Consider the following 20891-nt stretch of genomic DNA (forward strand, 5'->3'; position numbering starts at 1 on the left):
CGGGCAGGATCTGTTGCTCTCATTCAGGGGTCCTCGCAGCGTCGTTGCTGTTGCGATATGGGGCCGAACAATTGTGAGAGCGCTCTCACAAACCACCGAAGGAGATTTCCACCAACAGGTGCGTCCGGACTCGAACCACCGTAGGCACGGCGACGAGGGCCGGTCAAACGCTAAAAATGTGAGCGTTAACTTTAGCGGTATCCGTTCGACGGCCCTTCAACAATTCTCGTTCGACGGATTCGATCAGTGGACTGGGAGCGCTCCCCGCAGTTTGTAGCCCGTTCAGCTCAATCTCGCCGCTAAAACTCCGGCGTCTTCTTGTGAGCGTGAACATGCAACTGCCACACTCCTTGACAGCAAAGGCAACACCGACGACGCACGCAGCATCGAGCCCGGCACTGGCGCACCGGAGCTCAGCCCGCGCGAACTGTCTGCCCTGCCCATCACGCCCGGCATTCGGGCAAGTTTCGAAAGTGTGGAAGATGAAACTGACATCGAGGTCAGTGTCACTTGTGCCAGTCGTTTCGACTGTCGCCGCCGTGGCGCTCGGCGCGACACTCGTCGTCACCGCCACCGCGAACGCGGCCACCACTCTCGGCGCCGCCGCGGCCCAGAGCGGGCGTAATTTCGGCACCGCCGTCGCGGCGCAGAAGCTCGGCGACTCGACCTACGTGAACATCCTCAACACCGAGTTCAACTCGGTCACCGCCGAGAACGAGATGAAGTGGGACGCGACCGAGCCCAACCGCGGCCAGTTCAACTACACCAGCGGCGACCGCATCCTCAACCACGCGCTCAACAACGGCAAGCAGGTGCGCGGCCACGCCCTGCTCTGGCACCAGCAACAGCCCCGGTGGGCCCAGGGGCTCAGCGGTTCCGACCTGCGGCAGGCCGCGATCAACCACGTCACCCAGGTCGCCACCCACTACCGTGGCAAGATCCACTCCTGGGACGTCGTCAACGAGGCGTTCGCCGACGGCGGCAGCGGTGGCCGGCGCGACTCCAACCTGCAGCGCACCGGCAACGACTGGATCGAGGCCGCGTTCCGCGCCGCTCGTGCCGCGGACCCGAACGCGAAGCTCTGCTACAACGACTACAACACCGACGGCATCAACGCGAAGTCCACGGGCATCTACAACATGGTGCGCGACTTCAAGGCCCGCGGTGTGCCGATCGACTGCGTCGGCATCCAGTCGCACCTGAGCAACAACGCGCCGTCGGACTACCAGGCCAACCTGCAGCGCTTCGCCGACCTGGGCGTCGACGTGCAGATCACCGAGCTGGACATCTCCGGTTCCAACCAGGCCAACGCCTTCGGCGCCGTGACCAGGGCGTGCATGGCCGTCGCCCGCTGCACCGGCATCACCGTGTGGGGCATCCGCGACACCGACTCGTGGCGCACCGGTGAGAACCCGTTGCTGTTCACCGGCTCCGGCGCCAAGAAGCCCGCGTACAACCAGGTGCTGGACGCGCTGAACGCCGGTGGTCCCGGCCCGACGACCACCACCACGACGACCACGACCACCACCGACCCCGTTCCGCCTGGTGACTGCACCGCCACGGTGTCGCTGAACCAGTGGAACGGCGGGTTCGTCGCCACCGTCAAGGTCACCGCCGGGTCTTCCGCCCTGCGCGGCTGGCGGGTCACGACGACGCTCTCCGGAGGCACGGTCACGGGTTCCTGGAGTGCGAACCGCAGCGGCACCAGCGGAACCATCAACTGGACCAACGTGGACTACAACGCCGACGTGCCCGCGGGCCAGTCGACCGAGTTCGGCTTCCAGGGCTCCGGCAGCGGTTCGGGTCTCAACCCGACCTGCGCCGCGAGCTGACGCAACGGCGGCAAGCACCCGCCGCGGACGGTTCTGCGGGCCGGGCGGCCCGCAGAACCTCCCCTGCCCCTGGGAGACGACGATGGTCACGACACGCAGGTTCTTCACGCGCCTTGCCCTGGTGACGGGCATGCTTCTGGCGGTGACCGCCCCGGCGAGGGCGGACAACCCGATCGTGCAACACATCTACACGGCCGACCCGGCACCGTTGGTCCACAACGGACGGGTCTACCTCTACACCGGACACGACGAGGACGGCTCGACCTGGTTCACCATGAAGGAGTGGCGGGTCTTCTCGTCGGCCGACATGGTCAACTGGACCGACCACGGCTCCCCCATGAACCTCGGCACCTTCAGCTGGGCGAGCAAGGACGCGTGGGCCGGCCAGGCGGTGCAGCGCAACGGCAAGTTCTACTGGTACGTCTCCGCCGTCAACCGCGCCACCGGGCGGATGGCCATCGGCGTCGGCGTCTCGGACAGCCCCACCGGCCCGTTCCGCGACGCGCTCGGCCGCCCGCTGGTCGAGAACGGCGAGATCGACCCGTCTGTCATGGTCGACAACAGCGGCCAGGCCTACCTGTACTGGGGCAACCCCAACCTCTGGTACGTCCGCCTGAACGCCGACATGACCTCGTTCTCCGGCGGTGTCAACCAGATCCCGCTCACCACGGCCGGGTTCGGCACTCGCACCGGCGACCCCAACCGGCCCACCCTCTACGAGGAGGGTCCCTGGGTCTACCAGCGCAACGGCCAGTACTACAACGTCTTCGCCGCGAAGTGCTGCTCGGAGTTCATCGCCTACTCGACGGCGCCGAGCCCCACCGGGCCGTGGACCTACCGCGGCACCGTGATGCCCACGCAGGGCAGCGCCTTCACCAACCACCCGGGCATCGTCGACTTCAAGGGCAGCTCGTACTTCTTCTACCACAACGGCGCACTGCCGGGTGGCGGCGGTTTCACCCGGTCCGTGGCCGTGGAGAGGTTCAGCTACAACGCCGACGGCACCATCCCGCAGCTGACCATGAGCACGGCCGGGCCACCGGCGGCGGACACGCTGAACCCGTACGTCCGCCAGGAGGGTGAGACCATCGCGTGGGGCAGCGGCGTCGAGACCGAGGTGTCCTCCGAGGGCGGGCTGAACCTCAGCCACACCAACAACGGCGACCACGTGAAGCTCAAGAACGTCGCGTTCGGTGGCGGCGCCGCGACCTTCACCGCCCGCGTTGCCTCCACCGTCGCCGGCAGCTCGATCGAGGTCCGCACCGGCGGCCCGACCGGCACCCTCGCCGGCCGCTGCTCGGTGCCCAGCACCGGTGCCTGGCAGTCGTGGACCACCGTCACCTGCCCGGTGAGCGGTCTGACCGGCACCCGCGACCTGTACCTCAGGTTCGCCGGCGGCAGCGGCTACCTGCTCAACCTGAACTGGTGGCAGTTCGGTCCCACCACCGTGAGCTCCGCCGCCGTCCGACAACCGATCCCGGAGGACACCATGTGCTCGACGATCCAGATCGTCACCGCCACGCGGTCGAGCGACCTCACGTGTGACGCGTCATGACCGCCCGGTCCCACCCGAACAGGTTCGGGCTCGTCGCGCTCGTCTCCGCGCTGCTGCTCCTGCTGGCCGCTCTCGCGGTCTCCCTGGTGCCGCAGCCGGCGCGGGCCGCGTCGCTGGTCCGCGTCACGAACTTCGGCACCAACCCGACCGGCCTGAACATGTACGTCTACGCCCCCGACCGGGTCGCGCCCAGGCCGGCGTTGCTCGTGATGATCCACTACTGCACCGGGTCCGCGAGCGCCGTGCACAACGGCGGCGCCCGCGACTTCGTCACCGCGGCGGACCGGCTCGGGTACGTGATCGTCTACCCGGAGGCGACGCGGGAGGGTCGCTGCTTCGACGTGTCGACCGCCAACGCGTTGCGCCGCAACGGTGGCAGCGACTCCACCGGCATCATGTCGATGGTCTCGCACGCGCGGCAGACCTACAACGCCGATCCGGCGCGCATCGTCGTCGCCGGCATCTCGTCCGGCGCGATGATGACCAACGTGCTGGCCGCCCAGTACCCGGACGTGTTCAGCGCTGGCGCGTCGTTCGCCGGTGTCCCCGCCGGGTGCTTCGCGACGTCGGACGGGTCTCTGTGGAACAGCCAGTGCTCCGGCGGCACCCTGCTGAAGACCCCGCAGCAGTGGGGTGACCAGGCCAGGGCGATGTACCCCGGCTACACCGGCCGGTACCCGCGGATGCAGCTGTGGCACGGCACCAACGACACCACGCTGGCGTACCCGAACTTCGGCGAGGCGCTCGACCAGTGGACCAACGTGCACGGCGTCAGCAGGAACCCGGTGTCCACGGACCAGCCGCGGCAGGGCTGGACCCGCACGCGGTACGGCACCACCGGCACGTCGGCGACCGTCGAGGGCATCAGCCTGCAGGGCGTCGGCCACGACGTCCCGCAGACCGGGATGCTCGCCTACGCGATCGCGTTCCTCGGTCTGGACGCACCGCCGACAACCACTACCACCACGACTACCACCACGACCACGCCCGTTCCCACGGCCGGATGCGCGGTCACGGCCGCGGTCAACGCCTGGAACAACGGCCTGACCGAGACGATCACCATCACCAACACGTCGACCACCGCGGTCGACGGCTGGCAGCTCGGCTTCACGCTGCCCGGCGGGCAGACGATCACCGGCGGCTGGAGCGCGAGCTACTCCCCCGCCACCGGCGCGGTGACGGCGCGCAACGTCGGCTACAACGGCCAGATCCCGCCGAACGGCTCGATCTCGATCGGCTTCCAGGCCACGCACAGCGGTGACAGCGCGGCCGCGTCCGGCTTCACCCTCAACGGCGCGCGGTGCTCCACGGCCTGAGCCCCGCGCACGGCAGCACTTCCCCGCTCCTCGTGGCGAGCCCACCAGGGGTTGTTCAGCGACCGCTCACACCCCTTGGAGGATCGGCATGTCCGACCTGAACCGGCGGCAGCTCATCAAGCTCGGCGCGGGAGCGGTGCTGACGCAGGCGGGGTGGACGGCGACCGCGGCCGCCACTCCGCCTCAGGCACGCGCGGCCGGTGACCTCTCGCTCTGGTACGACCGGCAGGCGGGCTCCGACTGGCTGCGCGCGCTGCCGGTGGGCAACGGCCGGCTCGGCGCCATGGTGTTCGGCAACACCGACACCGAACGCCTGCAGCTCAACGAGGACACGGTCTGGGCGGGCGGCCCGCACGACTACAGCAACCCGCGCGGTGCGGGTGCGCTCGCCCAGATCCGGCAGCTCGTCTTCTCGAACCAGTGGTCGCAGGCGCAGACGCTGATCGACCAGACGATGCTGGGCAGCCCGGCCGGCCAGCTCGCCTACCAACCGGTCGGCGACCTCCGGCTGGCCTTCCCCTCCGCGACCACCACCAACTACCAGCGGTCGCTCGACCTCACCACCGCGACGACCGACGTCACCTACACGGCGAACAACGTGCGTCACCGGCGTGAGGTGTTCGCGAGCGCGCCGGACCAGGTCATCGTCATGCGGCTGACGGCGGAGACACCGGGCTCGGTCACGTTCACCGCGTCGTTCACCTCACCGCAGCGCGTCACCACGTCCAGCCCGGACGCGACGACGATCGCACTCGACGGCATCTCCGGCAACCAGCGCAACATCGCGGGCACGGTGCGGTTCCTGGCGCTGGCCAGGGTGGTGGCCGAGGGTGGCACGGTCAGCAGCTCCGGCGGCACGCTGCGGGTCACCGGGGCCAACGCCGTCACGGTCCTGGTCTCGATCGGCACCAGCTACGTCGACCACCGGACGGTCAACGGCGACTACCAGGGCCGTGCCCGGAACCGCCTGAACGCGGCCCAGGGCGTCCCGCACGCCACGCTGCGCGCCCGGCACCTCTCCGACTACCAGGCCCTGTTCGGACGCGTCACGCTCGACCTGGGCCGCACCTCCGCGGCCGACCAGCCGACCGACGTCCGCATCTCGCGGCACGGCGGCACCAGCGACCCGCAGTTCTCCACCCTGCTGTTCCAGTACGGCCGGTACCTGCTGATCTCCTCGTCGCGGCCCGGCACGCAGCCGGCGAACCTGCAGGGCATCTGGAACGACCAGCTCGCCCCGGCGTGGGACTCGAAGTACACGATCAACGCGAACCTGCCGATGAACTACTGGCCCGCCGACACCACGAACCTCGCCGAGTGCTTCGAGCCGGTGTTCCGGATGATCAACGACCTCACCGTCACCGGCGCCCGCACGGCGCAGGTGCAGTACGGCGCCCGCGGCTGGGTCACCCACCACAACACCGACGCGTGGCGCGGGTCCTCGGTCGTCGACTTCGCCGCGGCCGGCATGTGGCAGACCGGCGGCGCGTGGCTGTCGACGCTGATCTGGGAGCACTACCGGTTCACCGGCGACGTGGCGTTCCTGCGCACGTACTACCCGGCGCTCAAGGGGTGCGCGCAGTTCTTCCTCGACACCCTCGTCACCGAGCCGGCGCTGGGCCACCTCGTCACGAACCCGTCGAACTCGCCGGAGCTCAACCACCACTCGGGTGTCAGCGTCTGCGCGGGACCGACGATGGACATGCAGATCCTGCGCGACCTGTTCGACGGCTGCGCCGCCGCGTCCGAGGTGCTGGGCGTGGACGCCGACTTCCGCACCCAGGTGCGCGCGGCCAGGCAACGGCTCGCGCCCACCAGGGTCGGCTCGCGCGGCAACGTCATGGAGTGGCAGTACGACTGGGTCGAGACCGAGCCGAACCACCGGCACGTCTCGCACCTCTACGGCCTGCACCCGAGCAACCAGATCACCAAGCGCGGCACTCCCCAGCTGCACACCGCGGCCCGCAGGACGCTGGAGCTGCGCGGTGACGCCGGTACCGGGTGGTCGCTCGCGTGGAAGATCAACTTCTGGGCGCGGCTGGAGGAGGGCTCGCGGGCGCACGACCTGCTCCGCTCGCTGGTGACGACGGACCGCCTGGCGCCCAACATGTTCGACCTGCACCCGCCGTTTCAGATCGACGGCAACTTCGGCGCCACGGCCGGCATCGCGGAGATGCTGCTGCACAGCCACAACGGCGAGCTGCACGTGCTGCCCGCGCTGCCACCGGCCTGGCCGGCGGGCAGCGTCACCGGCCTGCGCGGCCGCGGCGGGTACACCGTCGGCGCGACCTGGGCCGCCGACGGTGCCGTGACGCTGACCGTCACGCCCGACCGCGACGGCACCGTGCGCCTGCGCAACCGGATCTTCGGCGGCACCTTCGAGCTGCGCGACACCACGACCGGCGCGGTGGTCCAGCCCGCGCAGCCGGAGAGCGGCGTCGCCGAGTTCCCCGGACTGGCCGGGCACGTCTACCGCGCGACCGGCCAGGGTTCGGCTCCGGCGGTGGTCCGGCCGGGCGTGCACTACCGGCTCGTCGCCCGGCACAGCGGGAAGCACCTCGACATCAGCGGTGTCTCGACCGCGGCGGGTGCGCTGCTGCAGCAGTGGTCGCCGACGAGCGGCCTCAACCAGCAGTTCGACTTCCTCGACTCCGGCGGCGGCTACTACCGGCTGCGCGCCCGGCACAGCGGTCTCGTGATGCAGGTGGCGAGCTCGAGCACCGGCGCCGACGTCACCCAGCAGCCCGACACCGGTGCCACCGGCCAGCAGTGGCGGGTGGTCGACCAGGGCGGCGGCGTGATCAGCCTGGTCAACAGGCAGAGCGGCCTCGCCGTGGACGTCTGGGGCGCGGCGACCACCGACGGCACCCGCGTGTCCCAGTGGAACCAGAGCGCGGCCGACAACCAGCGGTTCCAACTCCAGCAAGTCTGACAACCGAAGGGGACGACGATGTTCCACCGACACGAGGAGCGCTGCCGTGACAAGGGCTAGGGCGGTGCTGGGCCTGGCCGTCGCGAGTGCCGTGGTGCTGCTGGGCGCCGCCGGCATCGCGATCGGCGGCACGACCACGACCACCGGCGGCGTCGGCACGGCGGCGGCGACGGCGGGGTGCGGCAAGGCGCCCACGCTGACGAGCGGCCGGCAGACGATCAGCAGCGGCGGCCAGAACCGCCAGTACGTTCTGCGGTTGCCGGCCAACTACGACCCCAACCGGCAGTACCGCCTGTTCGTGGGGTTCCACTGGCTCAACGGCACCGCGAACGACGTCGACACCGGCGGGTCCGACGGCTACAACTGGTCCTACTACGGGCTGCGCAAGCTCGCCGACGCCGAGAACAACGGCACGATCTTCGTCGCACCCCAGGGCAACAACAACGGGTGGGCCAACCCCGGCGGCCAGGACCTGACGTTCGTCGACGACATGCTCCGCCAGCTCGACGCCGCGCTGTGCTTCGACACGACGCAGCGTTACGCGGGTGGGTTCAGCTACGGCGGCGGGATGTCCTACGCCGTCGCGTGCGCCCGTGCGAACGTCTTCCGCGCGGTCGTCGTCTACGCGGGCGCGCAGCTCAGCGGCTGCAACGGCGGCACGCAACCCATCGCGTACTTGGGCATCCACGGCATCAGCGACAACGTGCTCAACATCGCGCAGGGCCGTGCGTTGCGCGACACGTTCGTGCGCAACAACGGTTGTACCGCGCAGAGTCCGCGCGAGCCGAGCGCGGGCAGCCGGACCCACATCGTGACCGCCTACAGCGGTTGCCGGGCCGGGTACCCGGTGGTGTGGGCGGCGTTCGACGGCGGTCACACGCCCGCCCCGGTCGACGGCGGCGGCGACGGCTGGCGGACCTGGACCTCCGGTGAGGCGTGGAAGTTCATCACCCAGTTCGCGGGCGGTCCCACGACCACCACGACCACGACCACCACGAGCGGCCCCACGACCTCGACGCCGCTGCCCAAGGGCGACTGCAGGGTCGGCGCCGAGGTCAACGCCTGGAACAACGGCCTGACGTCGACCATCACCATCACGAACACCGGCACCACCGCGATCAGCGGCTGGTTGCTGGGCTTCACGCTGGGCAGCGGGCAGACCATCACCGGCGGGTGGAACGCCACCTACGACTCCAACACCGGGCGGGTGGGCGCGACCAACGCCTCCTACAACGGCGACATCGCGCCGGGCGCGTCGACCAGCATCGGCTTCCAGGCCACGCACACCGGCAACACCGCGGCGCCGTCGTTGTTCACCCTCAACGGCATGACGTGCACGACCGCATGATCACCACCACAGGGAGCGTGACCAACCTGATGCGCATCAAACAGATCCTCCGCCGGACGGGGTGGCTGCTCGCGGCCGCCGCGCTCGCGCTGCCCGGCGGCGGGGTCGCGCAGGCGCAGGTGCCTGCCGACCCGGCCCCGCTCGCCGCCACTCCCGGCTGCGGCAAGGCACCGACGCTGCGCAGCGGCAACCAGACCATCCAGAGCAGCGGCAAGAACCGGTCGTTCGTCCTGAGCATCCCGGACGACTACGACAACACCCGCCAGTACCGGCTCGTCTTCGGCCTGCACTGGCTCGGCGGCACCGCGCAGCAGGTGGCGGGCGGCGGCAGCGACGGCGACGTCTACGCCTACTACGGCCTGCGCAGGCTGGCGAACAACTCGACGATCTTCGTCGCACCGCAGGGCCTCAACAACGGCTGGGGCAACAGCGGCGGCGAGGACGTCCGGTTCGTCGACGACATGCTGAGCCGCATCGAGAGCGACCTCTGCGTCGACACGGCACAGCGGTTCTCGCTCGGCTTCAGCTACGGCGGCGCGATGAGCATCTCCCTCGCGTGCTCACGCCCGACCGTGTTCCGCGCCATCGCCGCCATCGCCTCCCCCGGCGAGATCAGCGGCTGCGCCGGTGGCACCGCACCGGTGGCGTACATGGGCATCCACGGCATCGGCGACAACATCGGTTCCGGTCGCGGCCAGCGCGACCGGTGGGTGCGCAACAACGGCTGCACGCCGCAGAACGCGCCCGAGCCCGCCGCGGGCAGCCGCACGCACATCACCACGCAGTACACGAACTGCCGAGCCGGCTACCCGGTGGTGTGGGCGCCGTTCGACGGCGGCCACCAGCAGGGACCGGTCGACGGGTGCGCGGGTTGCGAGAGCGGTGCCCGCAGCTGGGTGAAGAACGAGGTGTGGAGGTTCTTCACCGGTGAGACGCCACCGGCGCCGACCACGTTCCGGTTGCGCGGTGAGGCGGCCGGTCGCTGCCTCGACGTCAACGGGGCGAGCACGGCCAACGGCGCTCAGATGATCACGTGGGACTGCCACGTCAACGCCAACCAGCAGTTCACCCAGAACGGCCAGGCGCTGCAGGTCACCGGCAAGTGCCTGGACGCGCCGAACAACGCCGCCTCCGGCGCGCGGGTGCAGATCTGGGACTGCCACGGCGGTGCGAACCAGGGCTGGCAGCTCACGGGCAGCGGCACGGTGACCAGCGTCCAAACCGGGCTCTGCCTCACCTCCGCCGGCACCGGCAACGGCGCGGCCGTGACGGTCGCGACCTGCCAGGGCGGTGCCGACCAGCGCTGGGCCAAGGCCTGACCGCCTGAAGTCCCGGCGAAAACGCCGAAATGAGGAGTGCACGACTCTCTCCGCCGAGGGCCGCGCACTCCTCCAGGACGGTGTTCGCCGGTGGCCACCCACCCGTGCGGGCCGCATTCCGCACGAGCAGGACCACCCGCTCGACCGCCCGGTCTTCGTTCCCGGACGTCCGCCCGCGCACCTCACTGCACGACGGCGGAGCCGGGTCAGCCGGACTGCGCCGCTCTGCGGTGCACCAACGCCGGGTCCGGGGTGCTCGCCCGCCGCGAGAGCCGCGGCGGCAGGAGCATCAACGGCGGCGGCTGCTTGCCGTCCAGCTTGGCCGCCAGCAGGTCCACCGCGTGCCTGCCGAGCTCCTCCGCCGGCAGCCGCACCGAGGTGAGCGGCGGCGACATCTGCTCGGCCAGCTCGTCGGGGCAGATCGCGACCACGGCCACGTCACCGGGCACCTGGCGGCCGGAGGCGCGCAGGCAGGCGGTGATCCAGCCGAGCGCCGCCTCGTTGTGCACCACCAACGCGGTCATCGACGGGTGCGCGCGGACGAGTGCCTTGGTGGCCCGCAGGACCGAGTCGTGGTCGTCCTCGACGGACAGCGCGGTGGCGGCGACGCCCCGGCGCATCGCGGCCGCGCTGAAGCCGTTCATGGTGCGGTGGGCCGAACCGGTGCTGCGGCGGTAGACCGCGCTCGGGGCACCGAGGAACCCGATGGACCGGTGACCGAGGTCGGCCAGGTGGTCGACGCACTTGGCACCCGCCGCCTCGAAGTCGAGGTCCACGCAGGTGAGGCCGCGGGCGGTGGCGGGGTGTCCGATGAGGACGGAGGGCTTGGAGAGCTGGCGCAGCAGCGGGACGCGGTCGTCGTCCATCTCCACGTCCATCACCAGGAAGCCGTCGACCTGGGCGCTGTTCGCGGCCCTGCGCAGGCCGGAGGCACCGTCGTCGGCGGTCATCAGCAGCAGGTCCATGTCGTGGCGGCGGGCGGTCGTGACCGCGGCGGTGACGAACCGCATCATGCCCGGCAGGTGCATGCCCGCTCGCAGCGGCAGCACCAGGCCGATCACGCCCGTTCTGCTGGAGGACGTGCCGCGGTCGGTGACGTGCGGCTGGTAGCCCAGCGTCCTGATGCTCTCCCTGACCCGCGACTTCGTGTCCGCGGAGATCGACCGCTTGCCCGTGAGCACGTAGGAGACGGTGCTCGGGGCGACCCCGGCGTGCCGCGCGACGTCCGCGATGGTGACCACACCGCCCCCTTTCCCGGATCCGCTCGTCGAGGCGTTCCGACACCATAGGGATCCGGATCAGTTGCATACAAGAGTTATGTTTGCGTTAACATTGGTCAATTCTTATGGTCCAGACGAATTTTCTATTGTATGGAGAGTTCCCTGTTGGGCACGCTCACACACGTCGACCAGCCAGGACCAGCTGGACGACGTCACCGTTGATCCACGCGCGGTCGACGCGGGCGTAGGTCCCCGGTGTCACCACGACCGCGGCACCGTTCACCAGCAACCGCGCGCCCGGCGTCCACGACGGCACCCGCACGCGCAGCGAGAACCGGCCGGAACCGCCGATCGTGAGCCTGGTGCCGGAGCCCTCCGGGAACGCCGTCTCCTGCCGCACCGAGACACCCCGGCTGGTCCAGGTCAGCACCGACGGGATGAACAGGTTGACGTACAACGTCCTCCCGTCGTGGAAGTAGACGCCCGCGCCGTGCTTGGTGTTGCTCTTCAGGTCCGTGCCGTGGCAACAGCCGAAGTCGTACGGGCGCATCCCGCCCAGCACCCCGTCGCAGAGCGCCCGGGAGCAGAAGTCGAAGTAGCGCACGTCGGCCGGGTCGGTGCGGAACAGCTGCCGGGCCAGCTCCAGCATGTGGTAGGTGCCGCACCAGGTCAGGTCGTCCACCTCCGCCGACCGCCAGAAGCGCACGGCGACGTCGCGGTACCGGAGGTCACCGGTCGCGTGGTACTCCCGGATCGCGCCGACCACCTCGGACACGTGCGAACCGGTGAGGTCGCACCCCTGCGCCGGCGGGCCGGACCCCTCGGCGTGGTCGAAGTACCGGGCCGCCGCCAGGTGCGCCGGGTCACCGGTCAGCTGGTACAGGTTCGCCAGCACCTCGTTCATGCCGCCGCACCCGGTGCGCAGCACGTCCCGCCGGTGCGCCTCGGTCAACCGGCCCGCCCGCCAGCCGACCCACGCCGCCATCCTCGTCAGCGCCCGCAACGCACCGGGACTGCCGACGAGCCGGTGCACGTCGAGCAGCCCGGCCATGATCCGGTGGAGGGTGGCGTAGGGCGCCTGGACGCGTTCGCGCGCCTCGGCCCTGCCGACGAAGCCCTCCGGGAACGCCGACACGTACCCGGTGCTGTACCCGGCGATCCTGGCCCGCTCCTGGCACAGCGCCAGCTGCTCGACCAGGTAGTCGGCCCGCACCGAGAACGCCCGGTCGCCGGTGCTCGCGAACGCCTGGGCCAGCGCGGACAGCACGTGCCCCGTCAGCGCGCCGCGCACCTCGGAGTCGGGCGACTCCGAGCCGCGCAGGGGGACCACGCCCGACGACAGCCCGACGTTGCGCCGGAACGTGTGCAGCAACCGGTCGGGGTCCAGCGACTTCAGGTAGGCGTGTGCGCGCAGGGTCCCGTCCTGGAACGGTCCCGGCAGCAGCGCCACGGCACCGAGCGGGAACGGCTCCGCCGCCACACCGATGTCGCGGCGGGCCTCGACTCGCGGGCGCGGGACGAACACCGGCAGGACGTCGTGGCGCGAGGGTTCTGGCATTGCGCAAGACCTTTCACCGGGGCAGTAGCCGGCCGCCGCCGGGCGTGCGGCCTCAACGGCGGCGGGGGGCTCCTGCGCGAGCGGAAGCCGCGCAGGAGCCCTTCTCACAGCGGTACTGCGGTACAGCGGTACAGCGGTGCTCAGGTCACAGCGCCGGGTAGGCGTTGCGCATGAGCTCCTGGAACTGCGCGGAGAACCACTTGCCCGACAACGGGGCGTCCGGCAGCGCACCCGACATGTTGTTGCCGTTGCGGATGTTGCCGGTGTAGGTCGGGTCGCACATCTTGTCCGCGCCCTTGCCCTCGTTGTTCGGGATCTCCTTGCTCGCGCCGTCGGACTCGCCCGGCGGCTTCATCCACACGTAGGCGTCGATGCCCGACTCCGGCGCCGCCTTCGGGCGCTCGCCGAGGCCGGCACCCGACTGGTTGCACCAGTTGCCGAGGTGGATGCGGCGGTCCAGCTTGCCGCCGTTGACGTAGGCGTCCACGTTCGTCGTCGGGCCGGGGCCCGTCGGACGGGCGCTGCCGCCCCAGCCGTTGCGGCTGGTGTCGATCAGCATGCCGACGTTCGCGTCGAAGCCCGCCTGCACGGCCCGCTGCCGGAACGCCTGCGCGTAGGACAGCTCGTCGACGTAGCGGTTCCAGTCAACCCACTTCGACTGGCGCACCGAGGTCCCGTTCACCGAGTCCTCGATCTTGAAGTAGGGCTCCTTCAGCGCACCGTAGTTCGCGGTGTTGGCGATGAAGCCCTGCACGTTCGCCTTCGTGCTGCCGGAGGCGTTCGCCGCCTGGAACAGCAGCTCGGCGGTGGCGCCGAAGTTGTCGTCCCAGCCGATCCAGCCGTGGTGGCCGATGTCGAGGTAGTTGTAGACGTTCGGCACCGCGCCCAGCTTCGCCAGCGCGTAGCCGACACCGGTGACGTAGTTCCCGTTCGCCTTCATCACGTCGCACGCCGCCACAGCGGTCGGGCGCGGCGTCACGTTGGTGATCAGGTTCGGCAGCGAGTCGATCTCCACCGTGGTCACGATCCGCAGGTCCTTGTACGCGGGCCTGGCGAGGATCTCGGCGATCGGGTCGATGTACTCGGTCTTGTACTTGTCGATCTCGGTGGGCTTGAGCTCACCGTTCGACGCCAGCGCCGAGCAGTCACGACCGGGCAGGTTGTAGATCACCAGCTGGATGACGAGTGGCGTGCCCGCCGCCTGGCGCACCGCCTCGTCCAGGTGCCCGACCAGACCGCGGGAGTCGACCGTGCCCGCGATGGCCGCGATGCGGTCCAGCCACACACCGGTGGGCTGGTTCGCGATCCGGCTGCCGCCGGGCTCCGCGCTGGCCTTGGCCGCCCAGTCCGGGTTGACGTACTGCTTCGCACCGACGTACGGGTTGTCGACCTTGCCGGGGCCGGGGCCAGGACCGTTGGAGGTCGTGGTCGTTGTCGTCGTCGTGGTCGTGGTCGTCGGCACGACGTCACCGGTGCAGGTGGTGCCGTTCAGCGTGAACGTCGACGGGTTGGCGTCGTTGGTGCCGGCGCCGCTGCCGTTGAAGCCGATGTCGATGGAGGCACCGGTGCCCAGGCTGCCGTTCCACGACATGCTCGTCGCGGTCACGTCCGCACCCGACTGCGACCAGTTCGCGCTCCACCCCTGTGCGACGCGCTGGCTGCCGGAGAAGCTGAACTTGAGCGTCCAGCCGCCCGACACCGCGTCACCCAGGTTGGTGATCTTCACCGAGGCACCGAACTGACCGCCACCCCAGCTGTTCGCCTTGTAGTCCACACGGCAACCAGGTGCGGCGCCCGCGGGTGCGCTGAGCGCCACCCCGAACGTCGCCACGGCGGTGGCGACCGCGACTCCCGCCGCGGCCCACCGCCTTTGTCCGTTGAGCCTCATTGCTCCGGATCTCCTGTCTTTCAATGGTGTTTGATCGGGATGAGTGAACACGCGGTGAGCGTGCACTCGAGTCTGTTGAGTCCCAGGTACTCCATGCCCTCCGAGCCGGTCAGCGCGAAGCCGTTCCCGAAGGCGAGGTCCGGATCGCCCCGGACCTCGCCGTTCGCGAGCGCCGTCCGCCAGGCCTGTTCCAGCCCTGGCCGCAGGACCAGCAGCCCGAGCCGTTCGTACGGCTCTTTGCTGCAGGTCCCCCACTCCGCGATGAACGGCGCGTAGACCTTGGCGCGCACCGGTCCGGCGAACTCGGCGAAGTCGTCGTGCCGCCGGACCGTCGCGCACTCGTCGGTCAGCCGGTTGAGCCAGGCGGCGATGCCGTCGACTCCCCTGCTGAGGTCCGGGGTGGGTTCGGCGCGCCCGACGAGGAGGGCGAACGCGACCGAACCCACCACCAGGAGGGCGAGCAGTGCCCTCATCACCGGACGGCGCACGCCGACCCGTTGAGCGTGAAAGCCGTCGGGTCGACCGGCGTGCCCGACGTCGTGGCGTTGAAGCCGAACGTCGCCGTGCTGCCGGGTGCGAGGTCCGCGTTGTAGGACGCGCCCTTCGCGGTGGCCTGGCCGTTCGCCACGGTCACGGTCGAGGACCACGCCTGCGAGAGCTGCTGCCCCGCGGGGAAGTCCCACACCAGCTGCCACGCGCCGACCGCGCTCGTGCCGGTGTTCGTCACCGCCACGTTCGCGGTGAAGCCGCCGTTCCACGTGCTCGGCCGCGAGTAGGTCACCGAGCAGGAGCCCGTCGGGGTGCCACCACCGGTCGAGGTTCTGACCGTGACGCTCGCCGACGCCGGTGAGGCGTTGCCGGCGGAGTCGGTCGCGACCACGGTGAACGCGTACGAGGTGTCCGCGCTCAGTCCGGTGACCGTCGCCGAGTTCGTGGCGGTGGTGGCGACCACCTGGTCACCGCGGTACACGCGGTAGCCCGACACGGCCACGTTGTCCGTCGCCGCCGGCCAGTCCAGCTTCACCGAGCTGCTGGTGACGCCGGAGGCGACCGGAGTGCCCGGTGCCGACGGCGCGGTGGTGTCCGGAGTTCCGGTGCCACCACCGAACTGGACGTCCGAGCAGCTGTAGAACGCCTCCGGGCTGTCCGACCGCTGCCACAGCGAGTAGATGATGTGGCGGCCGGTCTTGTTGGGCAGCCTCGCCTGCCAGGCGTACTCGCCGTTCGCCAGCGGCGGGTTCGTCACCTTGTCGAACGGCACGGACTCGAGGTCCGACCACTTGAGCGGCTTCGTCACGTCGAAGCCGTCCTTGGTGACGTACTGCTCCCACGTGCCGGGGTGCGGTGCCCACGCGTTGTACCGGAAGGTCACCGTGGAGTTGGCCTGCACCTGCGTCACCGGCCAGTCGGCGCGGGCGAGGTTGTAGGCGGCGAACTTCGTGGTGGGACCGCACAGGCTGCCGTCGGGCACGATCTCCCGGTGGCGGCCGCCCGCGTTGCTGATCAGGTTGCCGAACCAGTCCCACAGCGGTTGCTTGCCGCCCTGCGCGACCGCCGCGGCGCACGCCGGGTTGGTCGGGTTGAGGTCACCGCCACCGCCGCCGGCGCGGCCGTCCTCGTAGCAGAGGTAGGTGCGGCTGCCGGGCCAGACCATCGACCCGTGCGCGGCCGCGGTGCCGCCGGTGTGCACGAGAACCGCACCGGTCGTCGCGGCGACGAGCAGAAGCGCTGCTGCTATGCGTTTTCTCATCTCGCTACTCCTCACCCGTAGAGCTCTGCGTGCAGGGCGAACGCGGTCGCGATCTCGGCCTGTGCCCAGAAGCGGTGGTAGGTGAACGTGGGTGCCGGTCCGCCGTCCAGGTAGGCCTGGACCTTCGGCCACTGCGGGTCGTTGCGGAACATGGACCGCATCGACAGGAACGACGAGCCCTGCCCGATCTGGTCGCCGTTCGGCATCTTGCCGGTCCAGCCCGACGGCACGTACGGGCCTTCCGCGGTCGAGGCGTTGTAGACGTCGTCGAACCGGCTGTAGTCCGTGCGGGTCTCCGGCGTCGCGATGCCGAGGCTGTCCTGGTGCGCGAGCAGCCCCGTCAGCAGTGCCTCACCCGTGGCCTTGGCCTGGGCGTTGCCCGACTTCGCCGCGTAGTTCAGCAGCACCTTGGCGTACGACGCGGCCACACCGACGTCCTGGCTGTGGTTGAGCACGCGCACCCGCAGGTTCGCGTTCGCGCCGGGGTTGGTGGCGTTCCACGTGTCCGGTGCTCCCGACCACTCCAGGTCAGAGGGGATGCGGAAGTCCGTGCCCGTGGTCGTGTTCGCGATCGCCCACGGCACCCACCTGTCGAGGATCTTCTTGGCGCGCGCGTCACCGGTCATCTGGTACAGCGCCGCCGTGCGCTCGATCCCCCACACCTGGAAGCCGAACCACCGGTTGCTCGGCGGGTCGCGCCACACCGGGTGGGCGTCGTAGTACATGCCGTAGAACGTCGGCGTGCCCGCGGGAGGCGAGGCGTACTGGCCCTCCCAGCTGTTCGTGACACCACCGGCGAGACCACCGTCCGCGGACTGCAGCCACTGCAGCATCTCCAGCTGGCGGTTCAGCGACGTCGCCCAGTCCTGCTGTCCGGTGGCGGACAACGGCTTGAGCGCGGGCACGTTCGCCAGTGCGTGCGCTGCCAACGGGTTCTGGTAGCCCTGGTGCGAGGCACCGTCACCGATGCGCCACGCCCAACCGGCGGACGTGTCGGTCGCACCGCCCCAGGCGTAGTACCAGGACATCAGGTAGTGCGCGCTGTTCTTGCCGGTCGCTCCGGGGCACGACGACGGGCTGTTGCAGTTGCCGACGCGCTTGAAGTACTTGTCGAACATGGCGTACCGCAGGTAGTCGCCCATCTTCGCGGACTTGCCGATCTCGCCGGCGATGTCACCGGCCTTGCCCTGCGCCGTGGCCCACTGCTGGGCGAGCAGCGCCACCTGCACCACGCGGGCGTCCGCGTCCGGTGCGTTGGTGTACTTCCACTGCTTGGCGTAGGACGAGTCCTTGGTGAACAGGTCCAGGTAACCGTTGGGTCCGCCGTGCTTGAACGTGTCGCACGAGGGGTGCGGGATCGTCTCCCACACCGACTCCGACGAGCCGCGCTGGTAGGTGTTGATGTACGCGGGCGCCGTCGTGCCGTCACCGCAGCGGCCGAAGCCGTAGGTGTTGTCGACGTCGATCAGCCAGTGCATGCCGTAGACGTCCGAGTTGCCGTACGCGGTCTTGAGCTCCGCCGCGATCGGGTCCGACCCCACCGGCACGGTGCCGTCCAGCACGGCCGGGTAGCGGTCCATCCGCGGGTGCTCCGGCGCGTAGGTCGCCGGCTTCGACGGGTCGTACTTGTCGTTCGTCGGCTGGTCAGCCTTCGCGGGGATGATGAACTTCTCCATCGACGCGAACGCGGACTTGTACGGCGCCCAGTCACCGGTGACCCGGCCGTAGCTCGCCTCCAGCCACAGGTAGTAGCTGAACGCCTCGGACGTCGTCTGGTGGCCGTGGTCGGGTGCCTCGACCATCAGCGTCTCGACCGAGTGGTACGGCACGAGCAGGTCGCCGAACTTGCGGAAGTAGCCGCTCGCCGGGTCCTTGATCTTGTTGTACTGGTCGAGGAACGCCTTGTTGAAGTCCGACGTGTTCGGGTCGAGCTCCTTGACCGTCACCGCCGCCGCGCTGTGGCCGGTGGCCGACGCGGTGAACGTCGCGGTCGCGAGCTCGCCACCGTTGTTCGCCGACGTCACCGTGACCGTCTGCTTCGCGGTGCCGGACAACGTGAACGACGCCGGCGTCGCCGTCAGGTCCGCGCTGCCGCCGCGGGCGAGCGTGACCGTGACCGGGGAGCTCGGTGCCGTGGCCAGCGAGACGTCGAACGTCGCCGCCTGGCCCTGTTTCACCGAGACCGCGCTCGGCGAGGCCACGACCGCGGGTCCGGCCAGCACCTTGACGGCGACCGGCGTGGAGGTCGTGACGGCGCCGCGGTTGTCGGTCGCCCGCGCCGCGATGCTGTGGTCACCGGCCGGCGCCGAGGCCCAGGTGCCGGTGAACGGCGCGCTGGTGTCGGTCGCGACGAGCTGGTCACCCGCGTAGAAGTCGACCTTCGACACCGTGCCGTCGGAGTCCGCCGCGGTGGCCGCGAGCGGGATGTCCGCGGGCACGGTGTAGCTGCTGCCGTTGGCAGGAGACGTCAGCGCCACGGACGGCGCCTGGTTCGGGCCGGTGCAGGACACGCCGTTCACCGCGAAGTCCGTCGGTGGCCGGTTGGTCGAGCCCTTGCTGCCGTTGAACCCGACCTGCGTGCTGCCGCCGGCCGGGAGCGTGCGCGCCCACTCAGGGTTGGTCACGGTGACGACCGCGCCGTTCTGGGTGAAGTTGCCGTTCCAGCCCTGCTGGACGCGTTGCCCGTCGGGGAACGTCCAGGTGAGGTTCCAGCCGTTCAGCGCGTCACCGTCGTTGCGGATCGCCACGCTGGCGCCGAACCCGCTGTTCCATTCGTTCGTTATCGAATACGTCACGGTGCAAGCAACCGCGAGCGGTGCCGCCACGGCGGGTACCCCGCCCATGACCACCACCGCCGCAACTGTCAACGCCGTTGTTCGCCGAGTCATGCCGCCGCCCTCTCGACAACTGGGAGCGCTCCCAGAGTTCACGGCACTGTAACGTGAACCACACCGGCCAACCGGCCGCCGATGTAAGCGCCTCTGCGCTGAAAAGTCGTTGTGGTTGCGCCACATGACTCAGTGCCGGTTCGTCCGGCGGTTCCTCTTACTGCTCTCTTCGAGTGGAATTCTGGGAGCGGTCCCAGACGGGGGTGGGGGCGCCCACGCCACTTCGGGCGCCCCCTGGTCTCGTCAGCCCCGACCGGCTCCGGCACCGGCCGTGACCACGCTCTTCACGCTGCTCGCGCTGTCCAGCGGGTACGAGTAGGGCAGGCTCTTCACCGAGCCGCCCTGGTCACCCGTTCCCGAGTTGACGAAGTGGTTGTTGCGCGCGACCAGCGATCCGCCGGACGAGCTGCCCTCGCCGCGGTGGAAGGGGTCCTCGGTGTTCTCGAAGTAGTTGCCCTCGACCAGGACCCCGGCCTCGACGGTGGACGCGACGCCGTAGTCGGTCACACCGCCGTAGTAGTTGTTGTAGACGTGCACCGGGTTGCCGAACCGCACCCGCGGGTGGCGCTGCTGCGTTCCGTCGAACCAGTTGTGGTGGTAGGTCACCCGGAGCTTGCCGCGGTCCTCCGACCCGTTGTCGTCGCTGTGACCGAGCAGCATCGTCTTGTTGTGACTGGTGAACTTGTTCCACGACACCGTGACGTAGTCGGAGGCCCGCTTCACGTCGACGGCACCGTCGTAGCCGTTGGAGAAGGTGTTGTGATCGACCCACACACGGGTGGAGTACTGCACGTTGATCGCGTCGTCACCCCAGCTCCGGAAGTTGAGGTTGCGCACGATCACGTTGGAGGCGTTGGCGATGTTCAGCCCCTGCCCCGTGATCGTCGCGGACGACCCGACACCCTCGATCGTCTTGTTCGAGGCGACCTTGGTCATGCTCGACAGCGAGATCGTGCCGGAGACCCTGATCACCGCCGCACTCGACGACTTCGCGGCCTCGACGAACGCCGACGCCGTGGTGACGGTGATCGGTGACGCGCTGCCGCCTCCGGTCGTGCCTCCTCCCTGGGTCGCCCAGCCGACCAGACCGAACGGTGCGGCGGACGCCTGCGGAACGGAAACAGCGCCGAGGACGAGCGCGGCTGCAGAAATCAGTGCTGCGCGTTTTGGAATCATTACACGCTCCCATGAGTGAGCGGCGGTAGAACCACGGAACCACTCGTCCGTCTATCCGGTCAACCAGTTCGACAGTATTCGAATCGAACGTTCGAATGCGGTTGACAGA

At 69.8% G+C, this 20891-nt stretch carries 13 protein-coding genes; 6 read left to right on the top strand and 7 right to left on the bottom strand.

Annotation, left to right across the window (positions count from 1 at the left end; genetic code table 11):
• The first annotated feature begins 482 nt into the window (after positions 1–482).
• The 6 genes from BBK82_RS39410 to BBK82_RS39435 all read left to right on the top strand — a co-directional run bounded on the left by BBK82_RS39410 (position 483) and on the right by BBK82_RS39435 (position 10302).
• Entirely contained in the window at positions 483–1832 is a 1350-nt protein-coding gene (locus BBK82_RS39410; RefSeq protein ID WP_065921717.1) for a glycoside hydrolase family 10 protein, read from the top strand.
• An 82-nt stretch (positions 1833–1914) separates the two neighbouring features.
• A complete protein-coding gene (locus BBK82_RS39415; RefSeq protein WP_083268491.1) occupies positions 1915–3387 on the top strand; it encodes a glycoside hydrolase family 43 protein in 1473 nt (490 codons plus the stop codon).
• Entirely contained in the window at positions 3384–4703 is a 1320-nt protein-coding gene (locus BBK82_RS39420) for an extracellular catalytic domain type 1 short-chain-length polyhydroxyalkanoate depolymerase (protein ID WP_065919486.1), read from the top strand. The genes BBK82_RS39415 and BBK82_RS39420 overlap by 4 nt, the downstream gene beginning before the upstream one ends.
• 88 nt (positions 4704–4791) lie before the next feature.
• Positions 4792–7635 carry a glycosyl hydrolase family 95 catalytic domain-containing protein gene (locus BBK82_RS39425; RefSeq protein ID WP_065919487.1) on the top strand — a complete coding sequence of 948 codons (2844 nt, stop codon included), beginning with the start codon at positions 4792–4794 and terminating at the stop codon, positions 7633–7635.
• 46 nt (positions 7636–7681) lie between these two features.
• Positions 7682–8983 carry a CE1 family esterase gene (locus BBK82_RS39430; protein ID WP_065919488.1) on the top strand — a complete coding sequence of 434 codons (1302 nt, stop codon included), beginning with the start codon at positions 7682–7684 and terminating at the stop codon, positions 8981–8983.
• Positions 8984–9000: 17 nt separating this feature from the next.
• A complete protein-coding gene (locus tag BBK82_RS39435; protein ID WP_237047820.1) occupies positions 9001–10302 on the top strand; it encodes a ricin-type beta-trefoil lectin domain protein in 1302 nt (433 codons plus the stop codon).
• A 206-nt stretch (positions 10303–10508) separates the two neighbouring features.
• Here the strand turns inward: BBK82_RS39435 and BBK82_RS39440 are convergent, their stop codons facing one another.
• From BBK82_RS39440 to BBK82_RS39470, 7 genes are all read right to left on the bottom strand, one after another.
• Positions 10509–11543: a LacI family DNA-binding transcriptional regulator gene (locus tag BBK82_RS39440; RefSeq protein WP_065919489.1), complete on the bottom strand. Its 1035-nt coding sequence runs from the start codon at positions 11541–11543 to the stop codon at positions 10509–10511.
• A gap of 154 nt (positions 11544–11697) precedes the next feature.
• Positions 11698–13080 carry a beta-L-arabinofuranosidase domain-containing protein gene (locus BBK82_RS39445; protein WP_065919490.1) on the bottom strand — a complete coding sequence of 461 codons (1383 nt, stop codon included), beginning with the start codon at positions 13078–13080 and terminating at the stop codon, positions 11698–11700.
• A gap of 145 nt (positions 13081–13225) precedes the next feature.
• Positions 13226–14968, bottom strand: a complete 1743-nt coding sequence (locus BBK82_RS39450; protein WP_065919491.1) for a glycoside hydrolase family 6 protein — start codon at positions 14966–14968, stop codon at positions 13226–13228.
• A 20-nt stretch (positions 14969–14988) separates the two neighbouring features.
• On the bottom strand, positions 14989–15441 hold the full coding sequence (locus tag BBK82_RS39455; RefSeq protein WP_154697771.1) for a hypothetical protein: 453 nt from the start codon (positions 15439–15441) through the stop codon (positions 14989–14991).
• Complete coding sequence (locus tag BBK82_RS39460; protein WP_065919493.1) at positions 15441–16718, bottom strand: lytic polysaccharide monooxygenase; 1278 nt, start codon at positions 16716–16718, stop codon at positions 15441–15443. Before BBK82_RS39460 ends, BBK82_RS39455 begins: the two co-directional genes overlap by 1 nt.
• Before the next feature lie 11 nt (positions 16719–16729).
• Positions 16730–19465 (bottom strand): glycoside hydrolase family 48 protein, encoded by a 2736-nt coding sequence (locus BBK82_RS39465; RefSeq protein ID WP_237047821.1) that lies wholly within the window; start codon positions 19463–19465, stop codon positions 16730–16732.
• 384 nt (positions 19466–19849) lie between these two features.
• On the bottom strand, positions 19850–20782 hold the full coding sequence (locus BBK82_RS39470) for a pectate lyase family protein (protein ID WP_065919495.1): 933 nt from the start codon (positions 20780–20782) through the stop codon (positions 19850–19852).
• Positions 20783–20891 lie beyond the last annotated feature (109 nt).

The sequence above is a fragment of the Lentzea guizhouensis genome (assembly GCF_001701025.1).
GTDB lineage: Bacteria > Actinomycetota > Actinomycetes > Mycobacteriales > Pseudonocardiaceae > Lentzea > Lentzea guizhouensis.